Annotated in this window: 24 protein-coding genes and 2 pseudogenes; 16 read left to right on the top strand and 10 right to left on the bottom strand. The window is 71.2% G+C overall.

Features of this window, described 5'->3' with window-relative positions:
* Positions 1-24: 24 nt before the first annotated feature.
* Complete coding sequence (locus L0P92_RS00130; RefSeq protein ID WP_234760279.1) at positions 25-1,131, top strand: NAD(P)-dependent alcohol dehydrogenase; 1,107 nt, start codon at positions 25-27, stop codon at positions 1,129-1,131.
* 52 nt (positions 1,132-1,183) lie between these two features.
* On the opposite strand, the gene L0P92_RS00125 is transcribed toward L0P92_RS00130, so the two are convergent.
* Complete coding sequence (locus tag L0P92_RS00125; RefSeq protein WP_234760278.1) at positions 1,184-2,134, bottom strand: NADP-dependent oxidoreductase; 951 nt, start codon at positions 2,132-2,134, stop codon at positions 1,184-1,186.
* A 71-nt stretch (positions 2,135-2,205) separates the two neighbouring features.
* On the opposite strand from L0P92_RS00125, the gene L0P92_RS00120 reads away from it, so the two are divergent.
* On the top strand, positions 2,206-3,177 hold the full coding sequence (locus tag L0P92_RS00120) for a GlxA family transcriptional regulator (RefSeq protein ID WP_234760277.1): 972 nt from the start codon (positions 2,206-2,208) through the stop codon (positions 3,175-3,177).
* 20 nt (positions 3,178-3,197) lie between these two features.
* Here the strand turns inward: L0P92_RS00120 and L0P92_RS00115 are convergent, their stop codons facing one another.
* Both L0P92_RS00115 and L0P92_RS00110 read right to left on the bottom strand, forming a co-directional pair.
* Positions 3,198-4,829, bottom strand: a complete 1,632-nt coding sequence (locus L0P92_RS00115; RefSeq protein ID WP_234760276.1) for an amidohydrolase — start codon at positions 4,827-4,829, stop codon at positions 3,198-3,200.
* 21 nt (positions 4,830-4,850) lie between these two features.
* Positions 4,851-6,356 carry an APC family permease gene (locus L0P92_RS00110; protein ID WP_234760275.1) on the bottom strand — a complete coding sequence of 502 codons (1,506 nt, stop codon included), beginning with the start codon at positions 6,354-6,356 and terminating at the stop codon, positions 4,851-4,853.
* A 139-nt stretch (positions 6,357-6,495) separates the two neighbouring features.
* Between L0P92_RS00110 and L0P92_RS00105 the strand changes: the two genes are divergently transcribed.
* The 3 genes and pseudogenes from L0P92_RS00105 to L0P92_RS00095 all read left to right on the top strand — a co-directional run bounded on the left by L0P92_RS00105 (position 6,496) and on the right by L0P92_RS00095 (position 8,010).
* On the top strand, positions 6,496-7,254 hold the full coding sequence (locus tag L0P92_RS00105) for a TetR/AcrR family transcriptional regulator (RefSeq protein ID WP_234760274.1): 759 nt from the start codon (positions 6,496-6,498) through the stop codon (positions 7,252-7,254).
* Positions 7,255-7,269: 15 nt separating this feature from the next.
* A pseudogene (locus tag L0P92_RS00100) lies at positions 7,270-7,538 on the top strand (hypothetical protein).
* A 79-nt stretch (positions 7,539-7,617) separates the two neighbouring features.
* A complete protein-coding gene (locus L0P92_RS00095; protein WP_234760273.1) occupies positions 7,618-8,010 on the top strand; it encodes a VOC family protein in 393 nt (130 codons plus the stop codon).
* Positions 8,011-8,028: 18 nt separating this feature from the next.
* Here L0P92_RS00095 and L0P92_RS00090 read toward each other — a convergent pair whose 3' ends face one another.
* Positions 8,029-8,334, bottom strand: a complete 306-nt coding sequence (locus L0P92_RS00090) for a DUF4235 domain-containing protein (RefSeq protein ID WP_234760272.1) — start codon at positions 8,332-8,334, stop codon at positions 8,029-8,031.
* A gap of 22 nt (positions 8,335-8,356) precedes the next feature.
* On the bottom strand, positions 8,357-9,370 hold the full coding sequence (locus tag L0P92_RS00085) for a glutathione S-transferase family protein (RefSeq protein WP_234760271.1): 1,014 nt from the start codon (positions 9,368-9,370) through the stop codon (positions 8,357-8,359).
* Positions 9,371-9,490: 120 nt separating this feature from the next.
* Between L0P92_RS00085 and L0P92_RS00080 the strand changes: the two genes are divergently transcribed.
* Positions 9,491-10,447, top strand: coding sequence for a cation diffusion facilitator family transporter (locus L0P92_RS00080; protein WP_234760270.1), 957 nt, complete (start codon positions 9,491-9,493; stop codon positions 10,445-10,447).
* 140 nt (positions 10,448-10,587) lie between these two features.
* Here L0P92_RS00080 and L0P92_RS00075 read toward each other — a convergent pair whose 3' ends face one another.
* Complete coding sequence (locus L0P92_RS00075) at positions 10,588-11,079, bottom strand: hypothetical protein (RefSeq protein ID WP_234760269.1); 492 nt, start codon at positions 11,077-11,079, stop codon at positions 10,588-10,590.
* 243 nt (positions 11,080-11,322) lie between these two features.
* On the opposite strand from L0P92_RS00075, the gene L0P92_RS00070 reads away from it, so the two are divergent.
* The 3 genes from L0P92_RS00070 to L0P92_RS00060 all read left to right on the top strand — a co-directional run bounded on the left by L0P92_RS00070 (position 11,323) and on the right by L0P92_RS00060 (position 13,725).
* On the top strand, positions 11,323-12,105 hold the full coding sequence (locus tag L0P92_RS00070) for a phosphotransferase enzyme family protein (RefSeq protein ID WP_234760268.1): 783 nt from the start codon (positions 11,323-11,325) through the stop codon (positions 12,103-12,105).
* A gap of 69 nt (positions 12,106-12,174) precedes the next feature.
* Positions 12,175-12,372, top strand: coding sequence for a hypothetical protein (locus L0P92_RS00065; protein WP_234760267.1), 198 nt, complete (start codon positions 12,175-12,177; stop codon positions 12,370-12,372).
* Positions 12,373-12,768: 396 nt separating this feature from the next.
* A complete protein-coding gene (locus L0P92_RS00060) occupies positions 12,769-13,725 on the top strand; it encodes an IS481 family transposase (protein ID WP_234760266.1) in 957 nt (318 codons plus the stop codon).
* Positions 13,726-13,835: 110 nt separating this feature from the next.
* Here the strand turns inward: L0P92_RS00060 and L0P92_RS00055 are convergent, their stop codons facing one another.
* Positions 13,836-14,285, bottom strand: a complete 450-nt coding sequence (locus L0P92_RS00055) for a nitroreductase family deazaflavin-dependent oxidoreductase (protein WP_234760265.1) — start codon at positions 14,283-14,285, stop codon at positions 13,836-13,838.
* Positions 14,286-14,366: 81 nt separating this feature from the next.
* Entirely contained in the window at positions 14,367-15,017 is a 651-nt protein-coding gene (locus L0P92_RS00050) for a LysE family transporter (RefSeq protein WP_505016534.1), read from the bottom strand.
* A 305-nt stretch (positions 15,018-15,322) separates the two neighbouring features.
* Here L0P92_RS00050 and L0P92_RS00045 point away from each other — a divergent pair, with 305 nt between their 5' ends.
* On the top strand, positions 15,323-16,531 hold the full coding sequence (locus tag L0P92_RS00045) for a cytochrome P450 (protein ID WP_234760263.1): 1,209 nt from the start codon (positions 15,323-15,325) through the stop codon (positions 16,529-16,531).
* Between the two features lie 42 nt (positions 16,532-16,573).
* The gene (locus tag L0P92_RS00040) at positions 16,574-16,774 is read left to right on the top strand and encodes a ferredoxin (protein WP_234760362.1); all 201 of its coding nucleotides are present in this window, start codon (positions 16,574-16,576) and stop codon (positions 16,772-16,774) included.
* Positions 16,775-16,847: 73 nt separating this feature from the next.
* Here L0P92_RS00040 and L0P92_RS00035 read toward each other — a convergent pair whose 3' ends face one another.
* On the bottom strand, positions 16,848-17,399 hold the full coding sequence (locus L0P92_RS00035; protein WP_234760262.1) for a TetR/AcrR family transcriptional regulator: 552 nt from the start codon (positions 17,397-17,399) through the stop codon (positions 16,848-16,850).
* Positions 17,400-17,508: 109 nt separating this feature from the next.
* Between L0P92_RS00035 and L0P92_RS00030 the strand changes: the two genes are divergently transcribed.
* The 3 genes from L0P92_RS00030 (at position 17,509) to L0P92_RS00020 (ending at position 19,608) form a co-directional block, all read left to right on the top strand.
* Positions 17,509-17,967, top strand: coding sequence for a nuclear transport factor 2 family protein (locus tag L0P92_RS00030; protein ID WP_234760261.1), 459 nt, complete (start codon positions 17,509-17,511; stop codon positions 17,965-17,967).
* A 22-nt stretch (positions 17,968-17,989) separates the two neighbouring features.
* Complete coding sequence (locus L0P92_RS00025; protein ID WP_372497183.1) at positions 17,990-18,565, top strand: flavoprotein; 576 nt, start codon at positions 17,990-17,992, stop codon at positions 18,563-18,565.
* Positions 18,566-18,639: 74 nt separating this feature from the next.
* Positions 18,640-19,608, top strand: coding sequence for an aldo/keto reductase (locus L0P92_RS00020; protein ID WP_234760260.1), 969 nt, complete (start codon positions 18,640-18,642; stop codon positions 19,606-19,608).
* Positions 19,609-19,698: 90 nt separating this feature from the next.
* Here L0P92_RS00020 and L0P92_RS00015 read toward each other — a convergent pair whose 3' ends face one another.
* Positions 19,699-20,520, bottom strand: coding sequence for a phytanoyl-CoA dioxygenase family protein (locus L0P92_RS00015; protein ID WP_234760360.1), 822 nt, complete (start codon positions 20,518-20,520; stop codon positions 19,699-19,701).
* Positions 20,521-20,593: 73 nt separating this feature from the next.
* On the opposite strand from L0P92_RS00015, the gene L0P92_RS00010 reads away from it, so the two are divergent.
* Together L0P92_RS00010 and L0P92_RS00005 are read left to right on the top strand one after the other, a co-directional pair.
* Positions 20,594-21,538 (top strand): helix-turn-helix domain-containing protein, encoded by a 945-nt coding sequence (locus tag L0P92_RS00010; RefSeq protein ID WP_234760259.1) that lies wholly within the window; start codon positions 20,594-20,596, stop codon positions 21,536-21,538.
* Between the two features lie 343 nt (positions 21,539-21,881).
* Positions 21,882-22,875 (top strand): annotated as a pseudogene (locus L0P92_RS00005) (hydrolase); the annotation flags it as partial.

Below are 22,875 nucleotides of genomic sequence, written 5' to 3'. Positions count from 1 at the left end.
CGCCCCCGCCTAGGAGATCCCGCGATGTCCATCCCCACCCGCGCCGCCGTCGTCGAGTCCGGCGGAGCGCCCTTCACCCTGTCCGACGTCGAACTCGCCGAGCCCGGAGCGAACGAGGCCGTCGTCCGCATGGTGGCGACCGGCCTGTGCCACACCGACCTCGGTGTGGCGAGCGGCGGACTGCCCTTCCCGCTGCCCGGCGTCCTCGGCCACGAGGGCGCGGGCGTCGTCGAGGCCGTCGGCCCCGCCGTCACCGGCGTCGCGCCCGGCGACCATGTGGTGCTGTCCTTCACCTCGTGCGGTGACTGCCGCAACTGCCGCGGCGGACACCCGGCGTACTGCGCGACCTGGCTGCCGCTGAACCTCATCGGCGGCCGCCGGGCCGACGGCACCGGCACGATCAGCCGGGACGGCGAGGAACTCGGCGGCCACTTCTTCGGACAGTCCTCCTTCGCCGAGCGGGCACTCGTGGACGAGCGCAGCCTGGTCAAGGTCGACCCGGAGGTGCCGCTCACCTCGATCGCCCCGCTGGGCTGCGGTGTGCAGACCGGAGTCGGCGCCGTCTGGAACGTGCTGAAGCCGGTCACCGGCAGCACGGTCGTCGTCCTCGGCGCCGGAGCCGTCGGCCTGTCCGCCGTCATGGCCGCCGCCCTGACCCCGGCCACCAACATCGTCGCCGTCGACCGCATCGGCGAACGGCTGGCGCTGGCAAAGGAGTTGGGCGCCACCCACACCGTCGACGCGGCCGAGACCGACCCCGGCGAGGCGCTCGCCGGGATCACCGGCGGACAGGGCGCCGACGGCGTCGTCGAGACCACCGGCAACGTCGGCGTCCTGCGCCAGGGCGTCGACGCGCTCGCCGCCCGCGGCACCCTGGTCGTCGTCGGAGCCCCGCCGTTCGGCACCGAGGTCGCCCTGGACGTCAACGGGCTGCTCGGCGGCAAGCAGGTCGTCGGCCTCACCCTCGGCGACGCCGAGACGCAGACCTTCATCCCGGCCCTCGTCCGGCTGGTGAAGGAAGGGCGGCTCCCGCTGCACCGCCTGATCAGCACCTACCCCTTCGCGGAGATCGACCAGGCGGTGCGGGACATGGGCGCGGGCAAGGCGATCAAGCCCGTGCTCACGTTCTGATTCAGTCGACCGTTCCGAGTCGGTCGACCGTACGAGTCACCGACCGTACGAGTCAGTCGACCGTCAGGACCAGCTTCCCCGTGGTCCGGCCGGTGTCGCCGAGCGCGTGCGCCTCGGCGGCATCGGCCAGCGGGAAGGTGCCGGCGATCTCGACGCGCAGCTGCCCCTTCTCGACCAGGTCCGTGATCGCCCGCAGATCGGCGCGGTCGGCGTCCACGAGCATCCGCACGGCGCGTACGCCGAGCCGCTCGGCCTCCTCGTGGAACTCGTCCGACCCGACCGGCAGGATCGACACGACGACGCCGCCCGGGCGCAGCACCTTCAGCGAGCGCACCGAGGTCTCGCCGCCCAGGGTGTCCAGCACCACGTCCACGTCCTTCACCGCCTCGACGAAGTCCGTCTCCCGGTAGTCGATCACCTCGTCCGCGCCGAGGCCCCGCAGGAACTCGTGCTTGCCCGCGCTCGCCGTGCCGATCACGTACGCGCCCCGCGCCTTGGCGATCTGCACGGCCACATGCCCGACCCCGCCGGCCGCCGCGTGGACCAGCACCCGCTGACCGGGCTGTACGTCCGCGTACTCGACCAGGGCCTGCCAGGCGGTCAGCGAGACCAGCGGCAGCGCGCCCGCCTGCGTGTGGTCGATCGAGGCCGGCTTGGGCGCGAAGGTGCGGGCCGGTGCGGTGACGTACTCGGTGTGCGAGCCGTGGCCGAACGGGTAGGACAGCATGCCGAAGACCTCGTCGCCGGGCTGGAAGCGGGCGACGCCGATGCCGACCGCCTCGACCACGCCTGAGACGTCCCAGCCCAGGACGAAGGGCGGCTCGCCGAGGAATCCGCCGTTCGCGCGGTGCTTCCAGTCGGTCGGATTGACGCCCGCGGCGCGTACCCGCACCAGCACCTCGTTCGGGCGCGGCGTCGGGCGCTCCAGTTCCACTTCCTTCAGAACCTCGGGACCGCCGAGGACGTCCTGGCTGATGGCTCGCATCGTGTTCACAGTGCTCATGGTGGAAAAGCCTGCCCGGAGCCGCCGCTCCGGAAAATGGCACGATTGCCAACCTTCGATAGAATCGTGCCATGCGTGGTGAACGACAAGCAGAACGGGTCGAGCGGGTCGTGGTGCTGGCCCTGGACGGCGTCTACCCCTTCGAGCTCGGTATCCCCAGCCGGATCTTCGGCGCGGCTGACGGCCGGTACGAGGTGCTGACGTGCAGCGTCGACGGCCGGCCCGTGCACAGCAACGCCGACTTCACGATCGGCGTCCAGTACGGCCCGGAGATCCTCGCCACGGCCGACACCGTCGTCGTCGCGTCCATGGCGCCCCCGTACATCCCCACGGAGCTGACCGCCGAGGTCGCCGCCGCCCTCGCGCTGATCCGCCCGGACGCACGCATCGTGTCGATCTGCACCGCCGCCTTCGTCCTCGCCGCGGCGGGCCTCCTCGACGGCCGCAGGGCCACCACGCACTGGCAGGTGACCGAGGCGTTCCGACGCCGGTATCCCGGGGTCGACCTGGACCCGGACGTCCTCTTCGTCCACGACGGCAGGATCCTCACCTCGGCCGGCGCGGCCTCCGGTGTCGACGTCTGTCTGCACATCGTCCGGGTCGACCACGGTCACGAACTGGCCAACGCGGTGGCCCGGCGCTGCGTCGTGCCCCCGTTCCGGGACGGCGGCCAGGCCCAGTACATCGAGCAGCCCGTTCCGGAGAGCGGCGCCGCCGACACCGCAGCGACCCGCGCCTGGGCCCTGGAGCACCTCGACGAACCCCTCACCCTCACCGACCTCGCCGCCCACGCCCGGATGAGCCTGCGCACCTTCGCCCGCCGCTTCCACGACGAGGTCGGCCTCAGCCCCGGCCGCTGGCTGATCCAGCAGCGCGTCGCCCGCGCCCGGCACCTGCTGGAGTCCAGCGACCTCTCGGTGGACCGGATCGCCGGCCAGGTCGGCTTCGCCACGGGAGCCTCCCTGCGCCAGCACCTGCACGCCGCGATCGGGGTGTCACCCCAGGCGTACCGCCGCACGTTCCAGGCGTCGGCCGACCGATAGCAGGCGTGCGCCTCGCGTACTCACGCCTCCTGAGCCGCGTACACTCTCCCCCCTCCCACATAGGTCAGCGCGACCCGTGTGTCCGCGATGGCCTCCGGCGGTCCGGTGAACGGGTCGCGGTCCAGGACCACGAGATCCGCGAGCGCGCCGGCCCGCACCGCGCCCGTGTCGTCGAGGTGGTTCACATACGCCGAGCCGGCCGTGTAGGCGGTCAACGCCTCGGTGAGCCCGATGCGTTCGCCGGGCAGGAAGACCGGAGTGTCGCCGCCCGGGCTCACGCGGTTGACCGCCACATGGATCCCGTGGAGCGGGTCGGGGCTGCTCACCGGCCAGTCGCTGCCCGCCGCGAGCCGGGCGCCGGAGCGCAGCAGTGCGCCGAACGGGTACTGCCACGCGGCCCGTTCGGGCCCCAGGAACGGGATCGTCAGCTCGTCCATCTGCGGTTCGTGCGCCGCCCACAGCGGCTGGATGTTCGCGGTGGCCCCGAGCGTGGCGAACCGCGGTACGTCGGCGGGCTGGACGACCTGGAGGTGGGCGAGGTGGGGCCGTGTGTCGCTCGGCCCGTTCGTGGCACGCGCCGCCTCGATCGCGTCCAGCGCGTCGCGTACGGCCCGGTCACCGAGGGCGTGGAAGTGGCACTGGAAGCCGAGGGCGTCCAACTCGGTGACGTACTTGGGCAGTTGACCGGCGTCGATGAAGCTGGTGCCCCGGTTGGCGGTGGCACAGCCGCACCGGTCGAGATAGGGGTCGAGCAGCGCGGCCGTGCCGGTCTCGGCGACGCCGTCCAGCATCAGCTTGACGCTGCCCGCGCTGAAGCGGCCATGGCTCAACGCGGCCCGCCGCTCGACCAGTTCGGGAACCTGCTCGGCGCCCCGCTCCCGGTCCCACCACAGCGCGCCGACGACGCGGGCGGTGAGCGAGCCGTCCCGCGCGGCCGCCAGATACGCCTCCGCGGGGTCGTCCATGCCGAGGAAGTCCCCGACCAGCGCGTCCTGCCAGGCCGTGATGCCGAGCGCGTGCAGATGCCGTTGGGCGTGCAGCAGCGCCGCCAGCCGGTCGGCGGGGGTGGCCGGCGGGGTGAGCCGCCCCACCAGTTGCATCGCCCCCTCCTGCAAGGTTCCGCTCGGCTCACCGGAGGCGTCCCGGTCGATCCGCCCGTCGGCCGGGTCGGGGGTGTCCCGCGTGAGGCCGGCGAGCGCGAGGGCACGGCTGTTGACCCAGGCCCCGTGATGGTCACGGTTGGGCAGGTACACCGGCCGGTCGGGCACCACCGCGTCCAGCAGCTCCTTCGTCGGCGTACCGCCCGCGAAGGCCTCCATGGACCAGCCGCCGCCCGTGATCCACTCCCGCTCCGGATGCGCGTCGGCGTACGCGCGGACCGCGGCGAGCGTCTCGTCGGCCGTCCTCGCGCCGGTCAGGTCGCACTGGGAGAGTTCCAGCCCGGCCGGCACCGGATGCACGTGCGCGTCCTGGAACCCGGGCAGCAGCAGCCGCCCGGCGAGGTCCACCACCTCGGTCCGCGGCCCGGCGAGATCGTGCACCTCCTCGCGTCCTACGGCCGTGACACGGTCGCCGGTGACGGCCACGGCGGTCGCGGTGCGGCCCTTGGGAGTGAGGACGGCTCCGCCGGTGAACAGGAGATCTGCGTGCATGGTCCTTGTCCTGGTGGCGAGTTATCGGGAGGCGGCGAGGAGCTGCGGCGCGTCGGCGTCCGTGCCCTTGCCGGTGCGGAAGTACGGGGATCTGCGCACCCACCTGGCCCACGCCGCGGCCACGAAGCCGGACGCGATCATCGCCAGCGGGGTGGCGAGCAGGAACCAGCCGTTGTCCGCGCTGACTTCGAAGTGCTCGGCGGAGGTGTAGAAGGACCAGCCGAGGTAGCCGCCGAGGCCGAGCAGTGCGAGGGCGCTCAGCGTGGGCAGGACGACCGCGCGCACCCCCTGCCACCAGTCCTCCCGCAGCAGCGCGCGGAACCGGACGGCGGCCGCGAGCGCGGTGAGGGCGTACGACACCGCGACCACGATGCCCACGGCACTCACCGTCGCCATGATCATGTCGGCCAGCCGGGGAATGACCAGCGCCAGGCCCGCGACGCCCGCCGCCAGCGCGCCGATCAGCACGGTGCCGGCCGCCGGAGTCCCGTACCGGGGGCTGACCTTGGACCACACCGGCCCGAGCGTACGGTCCCGGCTCATCGCGAACATCGCCCGGGCCGTCGGGATCACCCCGGCCTGCAGCGAGGCGACCGCCGAGAACATCAGGGCGATCAAGGGCAGCGCCGCCCACGGCTGGGACGCCAGCCGGTCGCCGAAGAAGGCCAGTCCCTCGGCGCCGTGACCGACCAACTCCTCCTCGGACAGCACCCGTTGGAAGGCCACCGAGCCGAGCAGGAACAGCGCCAGCATGGTGAACAGGGTGGTGATCCCGGCCCGCGAGGCGTCGCGCGGGTCACGCACCTCCTCGTTGACGCTGAACGCCGACTCGAAGCCCCAGTAGCAGAACACCGACAGCAGCATGCCCTGCGCGAGGGTCGTCGCCGACGGGATCGCGAACGGGTCGAACCAGCTCAGGCTGAAGTCGTGCGGGCCGGTGACGATGCCGTAGCCGCAGAAGCCCAGCAGGACGACGTACTCGAAGACCAGCAGCCCGGCCTGGAGACGGGCGGCGGTGCGGATGCCGGTGACGGCGGTCAGTGTGACCGCCACCAGGACCAGGATGCCGAGCGCCGTCGTCTGCGCGGTCGAACCCGGGTCCAGCGCGAGGCCGCCGATCCGGTGCAGCCCCGCGTCCCCGGCGAGCTGCAGCAGGGCGGAGCCGGTGACCGCCGTGGTGTACGCGAGGAACGCCACCACGGCCACGATGTTCACCCAGCCGACCATGAAGCCCAGCCAGGGCGTGAGCGAACGGCCCACCCACACATAGCCGTTGCCCGCGTTCGGCTCGACCTTGTTCAGCCGCGAGTAGGCGCCCGCGATGCCCAGCACCGGCAGGAACGCCAGCAGCATGATCGCCGGCAGATGCAGTCCGACCACGCCGGCCGTGACGCCGAGCCCGATGCCGATGCTGGTGGTCGCGGCCGTGCTGGACGCGGCGATGGCGACCCCGTCCAGGACACCCAGGGACTTGCGCAGCTCGGGCCGCGCTGGAGGGTCGACGCTGTAGGACTGCTCGTCGGGCATGGCCGGACTCCGCTCGCACCGGGGGCCTGGACGGCCCCGATGAGCGGACATGAAACTGTCCGAGAGGTTAACAGGTCAACGGTGTTGTCATAAGGTGCGGGACACCCGGCCCGAGGCAAGCAGTCATGGGAGGCAGTCCATGAGCGAGCGCGTCGTCCCGCCCGCCGCCCGCCGGCGCAGGCGCCCCACCAAGCACGGCGTCGTCCTGTCCGAGGAGCTCATCGTCGACACGGCCCTGCGGCTCATCGAGGAACACGGCGCCGACGCCCTCTCGGTACGCCGCCTCGGCCGCGCCCTCGGCGCCGACCCCAGCTCGCTGTACCGCTACTTCCGGCACACCGACGACCTGATGCTCGCCATCGCCGACGAACTCATCGGCCGTACGCTGCGCACCTGGCGCCCCACCGGCGACTGGCGCGCCGACCTGCGCGACCTCGGTCTGCGGATGCACGCGGGGGCCCTCGCGCACCCGCGTGCCGCCGTGCTCAGCTCGTACCGGGTGACCGGGCGGGAGTACGAGATCCAGGCCGTCGAGACCGTCCTCGGCGTACTGCGCGAGGCAGGGTTCCCCGACGCCGAGGCGGTGCGGATCTACCACGCCTTCGTCGACCAGGCCCTCGCCCACGGCGCCCTCGACTCGGCGAGCGCGGCGATGCCGAAGGCCGCGCGGGAGGCCGAGGCGGCCGTCTGGCGGGCGACGTACGCGCGCCTGCCCGCCGACACCCACCCGCACATCGCCGCCACCGCCCGCCACCTCGTGGCCGACATGGCGCGCAGCTCCTATCCGGCCGCCCTGGAACTGCTCCTCGGCGCGTCGGCGGGCCGACTGGCGGAAATCCGCTCCCGGTCCGGGCACCCGACGGCCACACCGGACTCGTCCGCCAAAGCCGTCCCCTGACGAGAGACCTCGCCGATGGCCCCGTCACCCGCACGCCCCGCCGAGCAGCGCAAGAAGGACACCCTGCATCGCCTCGAAAAGATCGACGAGGACGTGTGGGTCGCCACCGCCGACGCCGGCGGGGGAGTGCCGTTCCTCGTGCCGCTCTCCTTCCTCTGGGACGGCTCAGCAAGCCCTAGCTGTACTTCCGTGTCGTGCCGACCCGGGGACAGGCCTGGCGCGAGGCCGACGAGCTGGCGGGGCGGTTGCTGATGCGGGACGGGAAGTGGCTGGTGGCGGACTGAAACCGCCTGAGAGGGACACCCGTCGGGGACAGGGCGGCGGGACAGGTCCGTCCCGTGCCCCGGACCCTTCGGAGGAGTCATGCCACTGGTGACAGCGGGTTTCGTGGTGCTCGACTGCGCCGAGCCGGAGAAGCTCGCCGTGTTCTACCGGGAACTTCTGGACGGCGAACAGACGGAGGCGACCGCCAACCGCGTGGAGATCAGGGGTGCCGACGGCACCCGGCTCGCGTTCCGCCGCGACATGAACGCCACGCCGCCGAGCTGGCCGCGCCCCGAGAACTCCCTCCAGGCCCACCTGGACTTCGTCGTGGCGGACCTGGACGAGGCCGAGCGCAGGATCGTCGGGCTCGGCGGCCGGCCGCTGGAGGCGAAGGACGCGGCCGGCCCCTACGGGGAACGCGGCTACTCCGACCCGGCCGGCCACTCCTTCACCCTGCGCCGCCAGGCCCCCACGGCACCGAAGCAGGGCTGAACGGCACCGAAGCAGTGCTCAGTCCCGCCCGCCCTTGTCGCTGACCGGCCACACGCCGGTCGACCGCTCGATCGCCTTGGCGCCCGTGCGGTCCGCCAGACTGCGGGCCATCGCGAACAGGGCGCCCTGGACCGCCGCCGCCAGCAGGATCTCGCCCCAGCCGCGCTCACGGTCCAGCGCGTCCGGAGCGTCCTCCTCGTGCCGTATCGCCATCCAGGTCTTGCGGAAGGCGAGCCCGGCCAGCGCGCCGCTCGCCCAGCCGAGGGCGAATCCCAGGGGTTTGTAGGCGAGGGGGAGCTTCGCCTTCTTCCGCTTCTTGGCCATGTCCGTGTGCCTCCTTCGTCGGTCAGGGTCGTCCGCGCGCCGCGACCCGCTCGGCCTGAGTGGGCGGCCCCGGCGGCGTCCCGTCGCCGAACGGCCTGCCGCCCAGCTCCTGACGGTGGTGCGGGGTCGGCCAGCCCGACAGGTCCGGTCCGAGGGGCACGATGCCGGTCGGGTTGATGCCGCTGTGCACCTGGTAGTAGTGCCGCTTGATGTGGTCGAAGTCGACGGTGTCACCGAATCCCGGCGTCTGGTAGAGGTCGCGGGCGTACGCCCACAGCACTTGATGCTCCGTCAACTTCCAGCGGTTGCACTTGAAGTGACCGTGATAGACGGCGTCGAACCGGACCAGCGTGGTGAACAGTCGGATGTCCGCCTCGGTGATCGTGTCGCCGACAAGATAGCGCTGCCCGGCAAGTCGCTCGCCCAGCAGCTCCAGCCGCTCGAAGAGCCGCGCGCACGCCTCCTCGTACTCCTGCTGGCCGGTGGCGAACCCCGCCCGGTACACACCGTTGTTGACGTCCTCGTACACCTCCGCCATCACGGCGTCGATCTCGTCCCGCAGCGGCTCGGGGTAGAGATCGGGCGCCCCCGCGCGGTGCAGCGCCGTCCACTCGGTGGCGAGATCGAGCGTGATCCGCTGGTAGTCGTTGGTGACGAGCCTGCCGCTGGGCACGTCCACGATCGCGGGCACGCTGACGCCGCCCGGGTAGTCGGTCTCCCGCCTGTCGTAGGCCTCGCTGAGGAAGCGGATGCCGAGCACCGGGTCGCGGTCGTCGGGGTCCAGCGTGAAGCGCCAGCTCCGGTCGTCCTGGATCGGGTCGGCGACCGCGAGGGACAGGGCGTCCTCCAGGCCGAGCAGCCGCCGGGACACCACCGCCCGGCTCGCCCACGGACAGGCACGGCTGGCCACCAGACGGTAGCGACCGGCCTCCACCGGCCAGCCCTCCCGCCCGTCGGCCGTGATCCGGTCCGTGAAGTGGGCCTTCGACCGCTGGAACGACTTCCTCCCGTAGGCGGTGTTGCCCCCGCCGCTCATGACCCGGCTCCTCTCTGCCGTACGTCCCCGTCCCGTGCCGGGGTTCCTGATCCCACCGAGTCCCCCGATTTCCGCCGACGGCACGGTGTGAGCGGGATCGACCGGGGCAGTCGGTGGAAAATGAGCAGCACGCCCGACGCACCGAAGGCGGACCGCAGGACCCGGGTCACCGTCCTGGTCGCCCTCACCGCCAACCTCGTCATCGCCGTCGCCAAGGCCGTCGGCGGAGTCGTCGCCCACTCGCCCGCGCTGCTGTCGGAGGCCGCGCACTCCGTGGCGGACAGCATGAACGAGATCTTCCTGCTGGCCGCACTGCGCCGCAGCCGCCGCCCCGCCGACGCCCGCCATCCCTTCGGCTACGGCAAGGAACGCTTCTTCTGGTCGCTGCTCGCGGCCGTCGGGATCTTCGTGATGGGCGGGTGCTTCTCCTTCTTCCAGGGCGTCGAGGCGCTGCGCGGGGGTTCCGAGGAGAAGTTCAGCGGCTATGTGGCGGGCATGATCGTGCTCGGTGTCGCCTTCGTCGCCGAGGGGCTGTCGCTGGTGCGGGCGCTGTACCAGGTACGCGGGCAGGGCGGCGTCACGCACGGCCTGCGGGACCCGGCGCTGCGCACGGTCGTCGCCGAGGACGCCACGGCGGTGCTCGGCGTGAGCCTCGCCCTCGGGGGCATGGCACTGCACATGGTCACCGGGCAGGTCGTCTGGGAGGCGTCCGCGTCGCTGGCGATCGGCGCGCTCCTCGTCTACGTCGCCTACCGGCTGGGGCGCGACGCCCGCGACCAGCTGATCGGGGAGGCCGCCGACCCCGAGGCGGCCGGCCGCATCCGCGCGCTGCTGGAGGCCCAACCCGAGATCGACAGTGTGGAAGCCCTGTTCACGATGAAGACCGGCCTCGAAACGGCCCTGGTGGCGGCCCGGGTCGATCTGGCACCCGGCCTCGACAGCGAACACGTGGAGGAGGTCGCCGTCCGCATCAAGCGCTCCATCTCCCGAACCGTGGCGGAGGCCGACCAGATCTTCCTCGACGTGACCGAACGCTCCGCACGCGAGGGCCTGTCCGGCGGATCAGGCCGGCTGTGAGGTGCGGTGCATTTCAGAAGCCGTGTCAGAACCGGCGATCTGTGACGTTCTCGACGCCGTCGTCGCCGACCTCACCCAACCTGGGACTCAGGCGCCGTGGAGGGCCACGTCAACCGGATCATTCCGTGGAATCAGCAGTGTCAAGCCGTGTGCTTGTGCATCACGTCGAGGTAATGCCGATCGCGGTGCGGCACGTCGTCGTCCCGTCCCGGCAGGCTGAAGACCGCGCAGACGCCGGCGGGTTGGGTGATGAGGCTTGCCTGCCGGCCGAAGGTGAGGGTGCTGTTGACCGCATGCCGGCAGCCTGCCTTGTCCAGGGCGGCGATCAACTCCTCGCGGAGGACGGTGGCGTCGAATGACTCGGAATCGGGCAGGACGAGCGGCGGAAGTCTGGCGGCCGAACCGGGCCGGAGGTTGATCCAGATCCCGCTGACGGTCCGCTGAGTGACCACCAGCCCCAGCCCGTCCCAGGAGTATGGATAACCGTCGATATCGGGCCCCTTCATGATGTGGGCGGGGTGCGGGCGCCCCGGGCCGAGGAGGTCTTCAGCCTCAGCCAAGGTCATTCCGCAGTTCAGGGGCCCGAGCCGGCCGGTACGGGAGAAGCTGACGAGTACGTCCATCAAGGTCACGACAGTGACTGTGACACTCACCCGAGCCACTTCGCACTCCGATATCAGCGCGACCCCAGGCCTGCGCTGCCTTGCCTTACGGCGATGACTTGGCAGGAGGCGTGCGGTGGCCGGCTCGTCGAGTTCGCGGGGTGTCGGGCCTGCGGGATTTCTGCAAGTTGTCCTCGGCATCCGGGAGTTGGGCTCTCGTGGAGTCCTTGGGGGTGCAGAAGTCGCAGCGTGCGCAGGCCATAGTGTGTGCACGTGCAGCACGATGAAGAGCAGCCGTTGTCCGGCGGCAACGTGAGCGATGGTGTCGTTCGAGTCGGAGATACCGTCCGCCGTCCGACCGGACCGTGGACTCCCGCAGTGCACGCCTTGCTCACCCACCTGCACGAGGTGGGATTCCGGGCGGCGCCTCGTCCTCTGGGCATTGACGACCAGGGGCGCGAAGTTCTGACCTTCGTGCCGGGAGATGTGGTCTGGCCCGACGGGTTCTCTCTGCTGGAACCCACTCTGCAACTGGCTCGCGTGGCACGACTGATCCGGGAGTTCCACGATGCAGTGCAGGACTTCACACCACCAGCCGACGCGCACTGGCAGGTGCTGATCCCCGCCGAGGGCAGCGACATCATCGCCCATCACGATCTGGCCCCATGGAACCTTGTGGTCGCAGACGAGTCCCAGTGGGCCTTCATCGACTGGGACACAGCCGGCCCCGGTTCCCGCCTGTGGGACGTCGCGTATGCCGTGCACGGGTTCATCCCGTTGTCCGCGCATCCTGACTGGCAACGCCGCGACGCGGGAGACCGGCTACGAGTCTTTGCCAACGCCTACGGCCTCGATGAGGCCGAACGCCGTCGACTGGTCCCTCTGCTGGGCCGCCGTACGCGTTCCATGCACGACTTCCTGCGCGACCAGGCCGCCCAAGGTGTCCAGCCCTGGGCAACACTGTGGGCAGCAGGCCACGGCGACGCCTGGCGAAGCGACGCCGAGTACATCGAACAGCGCGAAGACCAGTGGGTGCACGCCCTGCTCGCCGACTGAGGCACTGCCGCCCGCGCCTCGCTCCCGGCTCGAACGGCATCTCGAAGTGGACCGCTCACCTGGGCATACATGGACTGGCGGGCGAACGGCTGGGACAACGCCGACTCCGTGTACCCCTGGCTCCAGTGCGGTCCCTTCACCGTCCGGTCCGCGGGGCAGAGCCTGACCACGCCCTTCCGGCGGACCAGCACCGACCCGCAGTACCAGTTCCGGGTCTGCGGCTCGCTGGTCACGGACCCCCCGGCCAAGTGCTCCGACTGGTGGTAGACCACGCCGGCCGCCAACGTCGTCAGGACGACGCGGGAGCCGGTGCGCTTGATCGCCGTCGCGGAAGCTGTCGTCCGGGCGGTCCAGCGGGTCAGCGGCGCGGGGGTGAGGCGGACGGTCCAGAGCCGCAGTCTGATCCGCAGCGCCGCGCACCGCCCGGTCCGCCGCTTCAGCCAAGCCGAGCCGAGCGGGGCGATGGGAGTGCCCCCGCGCGAGCCGGACGAAGCCGGTTCGAGTGTGGGGGAGTGCGTGCCGGACCCCGCGATGCCGGCATGATCCGCCGGACAGGCCCTAGGTGTATTGATCACGAGCGTTGTTAACGCTGGGCGGGCTTGATCATGGCGAAGGCCTCCGTGTGTGGTGGAGGTGTCGAATCTTCACCGCACGGAGGCCTTCGTGTCCCACCGTAATGCCCGGCTGACCGTTCACGGCAGGCGGCTGCTCGTCGAACGTGTCCGCTCAGGGCGTCCTGTCGCGCATGTCGCCGCGGAGATGGGCATCTCCCGTCCCACCGCCCACAAGTGGATCCGGCGCTGGCGATCCGAGGGCGAGCCCGGTCTCGCCGACCGCTCCAGCCGGCCCCGGACCACACCGCATCGCACTGCGGCGACCGTGGAGGCCCGCGTCTGCCGGCTGCGGCAGGACCGCAAACTCGGCCCAGCCCGCATCGGCCCGATCCTGGGCCTGCCCGCCTCCACCACGCATCGCATCCTGTCCCGCCACGGCCTGAACCGGCTGGCCCACCTGGACCGGCCCACCGGCCAGGTCATCCGCCGCTACGAACGCGACCGGCCCGGCGAACTCATCCACGTCGACGTCAAGAAACTCGGCCGGATCCCCGACGGCGGCGGCCACAAGGTCCTGGGCCGCCAAGCCGGCCGCGCCACCCGCAACACCATGGGCTTCGACTACATCCACTCCGCCGTCGACGACCACACCCGCCTCGCCTACAGCGAAATCCACCCGGACGAGAAGGCAGCCACCTGCGCCGGCTTCCTGCGCCGGGCCGCAGCCTTCTTCGCCACGTCGGGAATCGACTGCATCGAGCGAGTCCTGACCGACAACGCCTGGCCCTACCGCAAGAGCTTCGCCTGGCAGCAGGCACTTGCCGACCTGGGCGCAACCGGCAAGCTCACCCGCGCCTACCGGCCGCAGACCAACGGCAAGGTCGAACGCTTCAACCGCACCCTGCTCGACGAATGGGCCTACCTACGGCCCTACACCCACAACACCGAACGCACCGACGCCCTGACAGACTTCCTCCACACCTACAACCACCACCGCTGCCACACCGCACTCGGCGGCCACCCACCCATCACCCGCGTGAACAACCCTGCGGGTCAATACACCTAGGGCCGAGAAAGCCCCGCCGCGACGGGGGAACGCGGCGGGGCCTGACGCACGTGTGCCCGGCCAAGAGGGGTTCATGCGTCCGTGCGGAGAAAAAGTTTCCGGAGGTCGGTTCAGGCCTCGTCGAGCGGCTCCAGTACGAAGACCGGGATCACCCGGTCGGTGTTCTCCTGGTAGTCGGCGTACGGCGGATACGCCGCCACGGCCCGCTCCCACCACTCGTCCTTCTCCGCGCCGGTGATCTCGCGGGCCCTCATGTCCTGCTTGAGGGGACCGTCCTGGAGCTCGACATGGGGATCGCCCTTGATGTTGTGGTACCAGACCGGGTGCTTGGGCGCACCGCCCTGCGAGGCCACCGCGGCATAACGCCCCTCGTGCTCGACGCGCATCAGCGGCGTCTTGCGGATCTTGCCGCTCCTGACACCCCGGGTCGTGAGCACGATCACCGGCATCCCCGTGTTCTGCAGGGTCGTCCCCCGGGTGCCGCCGGAGCTCTCGTACAACTCCACCTGGTCGCGGACCCACTTGGTCGGGCTGGGCTCGTACTCGCCGTCGAGAGGCATGCTTCGGTCCCATCGTCGTGTCCTGAAGCTGACTGGTTCCCTCTTTCAACAAAGGCACCAGCGGAAATCATCCTGCCGCGCCTACGCCGCCGTCCCCACGGCCAGCGCAAGGATCACGCCGCTCGACACCAGCGCCGTCACCAACCGCCCCCGACGCCCCGTCAGTACCCGTCCCAGCAGCGCCCCGCCGCCGGCCAGCAGCACCTGCCAGCTCGCCGAGGCGGCGAACGCGGCCAGGACGAAGACCCCCTGTTCCAGGGGTGCTGCCGTGTCCGACGCCCGCGTGCCGAGGACGAGGGCCGCGAAGTAGATCACGGTGGTCGGGTTCAGCAGCGTGATGCCGAGCAGCGCCAGAAAGGCCCGCGCCGGGCTCGGGGGAGCAGCGGAAGCGGAGCGGGTGGCCAGGCGGCGGTCGCGGTAGTGGCGTACGGCGACGACGGCGCCCCGTACCGCGAGCACCGCCAGCACCAGGGCGGATGCCCAGCGCAGCGGGACCAGCACCGGACGCAGCGCGCCGGCCAGCGCGGAGCCGCCGAGGGTGGCCACGAGCGCGTAGAGTCCGTCGGCCGTCGCGACGCCCAGCGCGGCGCAGACCCCGGTCCGCAGGGAGGTTCGGGCGGTGAGGGAGACGAGGTAGGTCGCGACCGCGCCGACCGGGACGGCGATGCCGTAGCCCGCGATCAGCCCCGCGACGAGCGCGGCCGTCATGACGTGGGAAGCGTGGGCCTCCATGGACGGCCGGGCTGCTGCTGGAGCGCCACCGGACGGACGGCGGCGGTCGGCGGCAGGAAGGCGCGGGTCGTGGACATGGCCGGATTCTGTGGCCGGCGGTCCCGTGCCGACAAGCGGTTTTCCAGCGACCGGCTCCGGGAGAACCGGCGGGACGGGCCGGACGCCCCCGTGCCCGAAGCTCTGTGCGACGATCCCCGGCCAGATTGCCCGGGCGGCTGATCTGGCCGAACTTGGCGTCGTCCGCTAGATGCCTGAGGCATCTAATGAAGATCGGCACGACGCAACCTTCGTCTGCGAGGTCTTCCATGACGGACATGACGGAACCGCACACCGTCGCCTTCCCCCAGAGCCGGACCTGCCCCTACCACCCGCCCACGGCCTACGACCCCCTGCGCGAGACCCGCCCGCTGGCCCGCATCAGCCTCTACGACGGCCGCCCGGTCTGGCTGGTCACCGGACACGCGCTCGCCCGCACCCTGCTGGCCGACCCGCGGCTCTCCTCCGACCGCACCCGCCCCGACTTCCCCGCGCCCACCGAACGGTTCGCGGGGCTGCGCAACCGCAAGGGCGCGCTGCTGGGCGTCGACGACCCCGAACACCGGGTCCAGCGACGGATGATGGTCCCCAGCTTCACCCTGCGACGCGCCGCCGAACTGCGCCCCGAGATCCAGCGGATCGTGGACGAACGGCTGGACACGATGATCGCCCGCGGAGCGCCCGCCGACCTGGTGAGCGCCTTCGCCCTGCCCGTGCCCTCCATGGTCATCTGCGCCCTGCTGGGCGTCCCCTACGCCGACCACGACTTCTTCGAGGAACAGTCACGACGCCTGCTGCGCGGCCCCACGGCGGCCGACACCATGGCCGCCCGCGACCGGCTGGAGGCCTACTTCGCGGAGCTGATCGACCGGAAGCGGAAACAGCCCGAACCCGGCGACGGCGTACTGGACGAACTCGTCCACCAGCAGCTGCGCACGGGCGAGCTGGACCAGGAGGAGGTCATCGCCCTCGCGACCATCCTGCTGGTCGCCGGCCACGAGACCACCGCAAACATGATCTCCCTGGGCACCTTCACCCTCCTCCAACACCCCGACCGCCTCGCCGAGTTGACGGCCGACCCGACGCTGCTGCCCGCTGCGGTCGAGGAACTGATGCGGATGCTGTCCATCGCCGACGGCATGCTGCGGGTCGCCGTCGAGGACATCGAGACGGACGGCGCGACCATCCGGGCGGGCGAGGGCGTCGTCTTCTCCACCTCGGTCATCAACCGCGACGAGTCCGTCTACCCCGACCCCGACACCCTCGACTGGCACCGCTCCGCCCGCCACCACGTCGGCTTCGGCTTCGGCATCCACCAGTGCCTCGGCCAGAACCTCGCCCGAGCCGAGATGGAGATCGCCCTGCGCACCCTCTTCGAGCGCCTGCCGACCCTCCGGTTGGCGGTCCCTGCGGAGGAAATCCCCTTCAAACCCGGCGACACGATCCAGGGGATGCTGGAACTCCCCGTGACCTGGTAAGAGGCTCCGGTCATGCACAACGAAACGCGCGAATCAGACAACCTGCACATCGACATCGACCACGGCCTCTGCATCGGTGCCGGCCAGTGCGCCCTCGCCGCCCCCTCCGTCTTCACCCAGGACGACGACGGCTTCAGCGCCCTGCTCCCCGGCCGCGAGAACGGCGGCGGCGACCCGATGGTCCGCGAGGCGGCCCGGGCGTGCCCGGTGAGTGCCATCACCGTCTCGGAAACGGGGAGTTGACGCCGGGTACGTAGACCACTGTGGACCACGGCGGCGGGCGGGCCGGTATCCGATGCCGCCCCGCCCGCCGATCTCACCGCGCCGCCATCAGCGACCGCGCCGCCTCCCGCGCCTCCGCCGCCGGACGCGTACCGCCCGTTATCCCCGCCGTCACCATCGCCCCCTCCGCCAGCAGATACAGCGACCCGGTCAGCGCCTCTGGCAGCCCGGCCGCCGTCACCAGCGAGGCGAGGTAGTCGCGGAACGCCCGTTTGTGGGCACGGACCTGGTCGGCGACCCGCTCCGAGCGGGCGCCGAGTTCGCCGTAGGAGTTGATCCAGGCGCACCCGCGGAAGTCCTCCTCGCCGAACCACTCCTCCAGCCAGTCGAAGACGGCGAGAAGCCGCCGCTCGGGGTCCGTGTGCCGCTCCACGTGGGCGGCGAGCCGTCCGCGCCAGCGCACGTCGCGCCGCTCCAGATAGGCCTCGACCAGTTGCTCCTTCGCCGGGAAGAGCTGATAGAGCCGCTTGAGTGAAACCCCGGACGTGCCCCGGATGTCGTCCATGCCGACGGACTGGATGCCGCGCCCGTAGAACAGCTTCTCCGCGGCGTCCAGTGCCTGCTCCCGGGCGGTGGCGCTGTCCATGTACGACCTCTCCTTGACGCGAGAACGAGCGTTCTCCTACGGTAGCAGCCGTGCCGGAGAACGCTCGTTCTCCGCTTTCCGTACCGCCGTTCCGGCCCCGGAGGATGACATGACCGACCGCCCGCCCCTGCCGCCGTTCACCCACGAGACCGCGGCTCAGAAGGTGCAGGCCGCCGAGGACGCCTGGAACACCCGTGACCCGCACAGGGTGGCGCTCGCCTACTCCGAGGACTCGGTGTGGCGCAACCGCGACACCTTCGTCACCGGCCGCGCCGAGATCGTCGAGTTCCTCACCGCGAAGTGGGCGCGCGAGCGGGAGTACGCGCTGCGCAAGGACCTCTGGGCCTTCGACGGCAACCGCATCGCCGTCCGCTTCCAGTACGAGTGCCGGGACGCCGAGGGCCAGTGGTGGCGGTCGTACGGCAACGAGCTGTGGGAGTTCGACGAGCACGGCCTGATGACCCGGCGCGAGGCGAGCATCAACGACCTGCCGATCGAGGAGAAGGACCGCCGCGTCTTCGGCCCGCGCCCGGACGACGAGCGTGGTCAGTCCTTCCCGCTGCGCTAGCCCGTTTGAGTAGGGTTCCCGGATGACCGAACAGGCCGTGACCGAACAGGCCATGACCGAGCCAGCCGTGACCGGACAGGCCCGGAAACCCTTCCTCTACGTCGTCGTCTGCGCCGCCGGCATCGCAGCCGACGTCAGCAAGCTGATCACCGCCGCACAGGAGCGGGACTGGGAGGTCGGTGTCATAGCGACCCCGGTCGCCATGAACGGCTTCTTCGACACCGCGGCCGTGGCGGCCCTCACCGGCCGCCCGATCCGCTCGGCCTGGCGCACCCCCGCCGACCCGCGCCCCTTCCCGCCGCCGGACGCCGTCGTCGCGGCACCGGCCACCTTCAACACGGTCAACAAATGGGCCGCCGGCATCGCCGACACCCTCGCCCTTGCCACCCTGTGCGAGGCCTACGGCCTCGGCGTCCCCATCGCCGTCCTGCCCTGCGTGGCCGACGCGCTGGCCGCCCATCCCGCCTACCGGGACAGCCTGCTACGGCTGCGAGCGATGGGCGTGCGCTTCGGGGAGCCGTACGCCGGCGAGGCGGGGGAGGACGGCGGCCGGCCGGACTTCGGTTGGGAGCGCGCCCTGGACCTGCTGGACCGGTGACCGAACCGGCCGCGCCCGCACCCGACGACGTACGCTCCCCAGGTACCCCACCGGCGAAGGCAGGAGCAGCAACGATGCAGTACGTGAAGCTCGGTTCGACGGGCCTGGACGTGTCGCGGATCTGTCTGGGCTGCATGACCTACGGCCTCCCCGACCGCGGCACGCACGAGTGGACCCTCGACGAGGAGGCCTCACGACCGCTGATCCGCCATGCGCTGGACGCCGGGATCAACTTCTTCGACACCGCCAACGTCTACTCCGACGGCACCAGCGAGGAGATCGTCGGCAAGGCGCTGCGCGACTTCGCCCGCCGCGACGACATCGTGCTCGCCACGAAGCTGAACGGCCGCATGCGGCCCGGCCCCAACGGCGCCGGCCTCTCCCGCAAGGCCGTCATGACCGAGATCGACCACAGCCTCACCCGCCTCGGCACCGACTACGTCGACCTCTACCAGATCCACCGCTTCGACCCGCACACCCCGGTCGAGGAGACCATGGAGGCCCTGCACGACCTGGTCAAGGCGGGCAAGGTGCGCTACATCGGGGCGAGTTCGATGTACGCCTGGCAGTTCTCCAAGATGCAGTACACGGCCGAGCGGCACGGCTGGACGAAGTTCGCCTCGATGCAGAACCACTACAACCTCCTCTACCGCGAGGAGGAGCGCGAGATGCTCCCGCTCTGCGCGGACCAGGGCGTCGGCGTCCTGCCCTGGAGCCCGCTCGCGCGAGGCCGCCTCACCCGGGACTGGGGCACGGTCACCGACCGCAGCGCCACCGACAACTTCGGCAGCGGCCTCTACGCCGACAGCGACCGCGTCGTCGTCGAGGCCGTCACCCGCGTCGCCACCGACCGCGCCGTCCCCCGCGCCCAGATCGCCCTTGCCTGGCTCCTCCACCAGCCCACGGTCACGGCCCCGATCATCGGCGCCGCCAAGTCCCAGCACATCGAGGACGCGGTGGCGGCGGTAGAACTCACGCTCACGGAGAAGGAGTTGGAGGAGCTACAGCAGCCATACAGTCCCCACCCGATCATCGGCCACTGAAACGCCCCTTCTTTAGGGGCGCGGGGCTGTGTCGATATGCGGCTCCGCCGCGCGGGCGCGATCAACCACGACGCACCCGCAGCCGACACACTAGTGGGGCCCGGACGGCGCGAACTCGCTACCGCACGGCCCCGCCCCCTCACTCTCCTCCAACGCCACCCGATCCCCGCTCATCGACAGCGTCCGGTAATACGCCCCGATCCGCTCAGCCGACCGCCCCACATAGTGACCGATGAACGACCGCCGAAACCGATCCCCCGTACGGTTCGGCTGCGACCCATGCACCAGGCTGCCGTTGAAGAACAGAACATCCCCCGGCTCCATGTCGACAGGAACCGCGGCCAACCCCGCCGGAGGCGCCACGTACTCCCGCGCGAAAGACACCTCCTCGTCCGCCAACTCCGGACAGAACAGCTCCATCGCATGCGTACCCGGCACGACTTCGAGCCCCCCGTTCTCCCGGTCGATCACATCGCAGGCGATCCACGCCGCCACACACGTGCCCGGCTCGACCCGCAGATAGAAGTTGTCCTGGTGCAGCGCCTGCCCCCGCGCCCCCGGCGGCTTGAAGTAGAACATGCTCTGCGCGGCCAGCACCTCCTCTCCGAGCAGCACCTCCAGCACCCCGCGCAACCGCGCGTCCAGCAGTACCCGCAGTGACAGTTCGTCGATCTCGTGCGGCTGCATCACCCTCGGGTAGGCGCGCAGCGGGTCGCTGTCCGACGGGTGCGGCGCGAAGTGCCCGGGCACGGGCCCGGCCGCGTGCAGCGTCGCGAACCGGTCGCAGAGCCGGTCGATCTCGTCGTTCCCGAACAGCCCGCGTACGACCGTGAAGCCCTCCTCCTGGAACTGCCGGAGCCCGCGCTCGGGCAGGATGGGGGCGTCGGCCGCGCCCCTGTCCGTGACTGTCATGTCGGCTGTCATGTGCCCTCCTCGGTCAGGTGTCCTCGCCCGACCACGCTAGGCCGACGCACGTCCCAGGAGGATGACTGTGAGCGCTGACGGATTGCCCGAGACTGCCGCGCCCGGTGTTCCCGCCCCGCCGCCAGGCCTGGTGGTCGTCGGGTACTTCGATCAGCCGCCGACGTACGGGATCAACCGGCCGCGCGGCGCGGACAGTTGGCTGTTCACCTGGACGACCGGCGGCCGCGGCCGACTGCGGCACGGCAGCGCCGAGACGCGGGCCGGGACGGGGGACCTCGTGGTGCTCGCACCCGGCGTTCCGCACGGCTACGAGGTCGAGCCCGGCGCGCGGCACTGGCGGTTCTGGTGGGTGCACTGCCAGGCCCGCCCCTCCTGGCGGTCCTGGCTGCGTCCGTACGACGCCGGGGAGGGGATGTACGTCGTCACACCGACGCCGGACGCGGTGCGCGGACGCGTCGAGGCGGCGTTTCGCCGGATGCTCGCCGACGCCCGCTGGACGGGCACGGAGGCGCCGCCCCTGCCCGAGCCGGGCGAGGCGCCGGGCGACGAGGCGGGGGACGAGTCGGTCGCCGTGGCCCATGGCACCGCGGCCCGCGAACTCGCCCTGTGCTCACTGGAGGAGGTCGTCCTGCTGACCGCCGGCACCGCGCGGCCCCAGCCGCCCCGGCCCGGCATCGACGCCCGGGTGCGCCGGGCGCAGGCGCTGATCGCGGCCGACCCGGCCGCACCGCACACCGTGCGCTCACTCGCCGGGCATGTCGCCCTCTCGCCCTCGCGGTTCGCCCACCTCTTCACCCGGCAGACCGGGCAGTCACCGATGCGCGTGCTGCGCGAGGCCCGGCTGCGGCACGCCGCCCGGCTGCTGGAGAGCACCGACCTGTCAGTGGAACGCGTGGCGGCCGCCTCGGGGTTCGCCAGTCCTTTTCACTTCAACCGGGTGTTCCGTGAACGGTACGGGCGGCCGCCGGGGGCGTACCGGGGGAGCGGTCCAATGGTTGGCGGATGACTCGTGAAGGCGCGGTGAAGGTCCGTACGTCCGTATGACCAGGCATGAAAGTCGGAGATCGGCCGTTCAATGGTTTTCGGTCGCATGCGAAGTGGGCTGAGTGAATACCGTTTCCAATTGCCCCGCCCGGATGTCGTAATCGCCTTGCGGGGTTATTGACTATTCGTCAAACAGTGATCGTCGCGCACGCAATGCACAAAAACTGGAATCGCTTGTTCTCTGTCCCTGACCTGTGCAAAGGTGTGCCTCGCTCCCCAGTGCCCAGGCTTCACAAGAGTCGCGCCCGGAGCATACCCGTTGGTATGGACCTTCAATGCCGAAAGCCCTCCGGAGGAATGCCGTCGTGCCTGACGCAGGCCTGTCGAATTCGCCTGACGACGCCCGACTCTTCGATGTGACGGACGCTCAACTGAGCGCCGAACTGAAGAAGTGGACAGGGGTGTCGCCCGCGCTGCACCCCGTCGGTGAACTCCTCGATCGGCACTGGGAAGCGGGCCTCACCTACGCACGGCTGTGCACCGCCGACGCCCGATCCGCGGGAATGCTCACGACCGCGGCCTTCACCCGGCTCTTCGGTGAAACGCTGCGGCAGACCGGACCGACGGCCGCCTGGCGTCCCCAACTCCTCGTCACCGTGCGCCGTATCGCCGCCGAATGGGACACCGACCGCAGTCGCGAACTGCTCCACCCCGAGCTGCGGTCCGAGACCCAGGGCGCGGAGCGCGTCGCCGCCCGACTGCTGCCGCCCGCCGACCGACGGCTGCTCTCCGGGGCCTTCCAGCGGCTTCCCCAGGCGGCCCGCTGCCTGCTGTGGCACACCGAGGTCGAGGCCGAACCGCTGGCCGTACCGGCCGGACTGCTCGGCCTCGACGAGGAGTCCGCCCGTCTCGAACTGGGCCGGGCCTGCGAGCGGTTGCGCGAGGAGAGCCTCCAGGTCCACCGCGAACTCGCCCCCGAGCACGAGTGCCGGCAGTACCTGCGGATGCTGGACGTGACGTACCGGCGAGGCGGCGTCGATGTCGACCCGGACCTGCGCGGGCATCTGAACCGCTGCGGGCACTGCAGTGACACCGCCGCCCAGCTCCTCTTCTTCAACGAAGGGCTCGGCGTCGCACTGGCCGAGGCGGTCCTCGGCTGGGGCGCGAGACCCTACCTGGAGGCGAGAGCACGCCAGGCGGCGGAGCCGGCCGAGGCGAGGACGGAAACGGCCGCGGCGCCTCGGCCGACGGCGCCGATCGCCGGGGAGTCGTTCTTCGCCGACACCACGGACGCCACCGACAGCGCCGACTTCGGCTCCCCGGCCGAGGTCCCCGCCCCTCCGGCACACGCCCCTGCCC

Origin of the sequence: Streptomyces muensis (assembly GCF_021474425.1) — a bacterium.
Lineage (GTDB): Bacteria > Actinomycetota > Actinomycetes > Streptomycetales > Streptomycetaceae > Streptomyces > Streptomyces muensis.
The sequence above is the reverse complement of the archived record's forward strand: the minus strand, read 5'-3'. Positions and strand labels throughout refer to the sequence as shown.

Excerpts from the sequence above, each read along its gene's own strand:
- L0P92_RS00020 (WP_234760260.1), top strand. The coding sequence starts at position 18,640 with ATGCAGTACGTGAAGCTCGGTTCGACGGGCCTGGACGTGTCGCGGATC.
- L0P92_RS00120 (WP_234760277.1), top strand. The coding sequence starts at position 2,206 with ATGCGTGGTGAACGACAAGCAGAACGGGTCGAGCGGGTCGTGGTGCTG.
- L0P92_RS00090 (WP_234760272.1), bottom strand. The coding sequence starts at position 8,334 with ATGGCCAAGAAGCGGAAGAAGGCGAAGCTCCCCCTCGCCTACAAACCC.
- L0P92_RS00065 (WP_234760267.1), top strand. The coding sequence starts at position 12,175 with ATGGACTGGCGGGCGAACGGCTGGGACAACGCCGACTCCGTGTACCCC.
- L0P92_RS00025 (WP_372497183.1), top strand. The coding sequence starts at position 17,990 with ATGACCGAACAGGCCGTGACCGAACAGGCCATGACCGAGCCAGCCGTG.
- L0P92_RS00050 (WP_505016534.1), bottom strand. The coding sequence starts at position 15,017 with ATGGAGGCCCACGCTTCCCACGTCATGACGGCCGCGCTCGTCGCGGGG.
- L0P92_RS00015 (WP_234760360.1), bottom strand. The coding sequence starts at position 20,520 with ATGACAGTCACGGACAGGGGCGCGGCCGACGCCCCCATCCTGCCCGAG.
- L0P92_RS00045 (WP_234760263.1), top strand. The coding sequence starts at position 15,323 with ATGACGGACATGACGGAACCGCACACCGTCGCCTTCCCCCAGAGCCGG.
- L0P92_RS00125 (WP_234760278.1), bottom strand. The coding sequence starts at position 2,134 with ATGAGCACTGTGAACACGATGCGAGCCATCAGCCAGGACGTCCTCGGC.
- L0P92_RS00055 (WP_234760265.1), bottom strand. The coding sequence starts at position 14,285 with ATGCCTCTCGACGGCGAGTACGAGCCCAGCCCGACCAAGTGGGTCCGC.
- L0P92_RS00115 (WP_234760276.1), bottom strand. The coding sequence starts at position 4,829 with ATGCACGCAGATCTCCTGTTCACCGGCGGAGCCGTCCTCACTCCCAAG.
- L0P92_RS00080 (WP_234760270.1), top strand. The coding sequence starts at position 9,491 with ATGAGCAGCACGCCCGACGCACCGAAGGCGGACCGCAGGACCCGGGTC.
- L0P92_RS00035 (WP_234760262.1), bottom strand. The coding sequence starts at position 17,399 with ATGGACAGCGCCACCGCCCGGGAGCAGGCACTGGACGCCGCGGAGAAG.
- L0P92_RS00010 (WP_234760259.1), top strand. The coding sequence starts at position 20,594 with ATGACTGTGAGCGCTGACGGATTGCCCGAGACTGCCGCGCCCGGTGTT.
- L0P92_RS00110 (WP_234760275.1), bottom strand. The coding sequence starts at position 6,356 with ATGCCCGACGAGCAGTCCTACAGCGTCGACCCTCCAGCGCGGCCCGAG.
- L0P92_RS00130 (WP_234760279.1), top strand. The coding sequence starts at position 25 with ATGTCCATCCCCACCCGCGCCGCCGTCGTCGAGTCCGGCGGAGCGCCC.
- L0P92_RS00095 (WP_234760273.1), top strand. The coding sequence starts at position 7,618 with ATGCCACTGGTGACAGCGGGTTTCGTGGTGCTCGACTGCGCCGAGCCG.
- L0P92_RS00030 (WP_234760261.1), top strand. The coding sequence starts at position 17,509 with ATGACCGACCGCCCGCCCCTGCCGCCGTTCACCCACGAGACCGCGGCT.
- L0P92_RS00105 (WP_234760274.1), top strand. The coding sequence starts at position 6,496 with ATGAGCGAGCGCGTCGTCCCGCCCGCCGCCCGCCGGCGCAGGCGCCCC.
- L0P92_RS00085 (WP_234760271.1), bottom strand. The coding sequence starts at position 9,370 with ATGAGCGGCGGGGGCAACACCGCCTACGGGAGGAAGTCGTTCCAGCGG.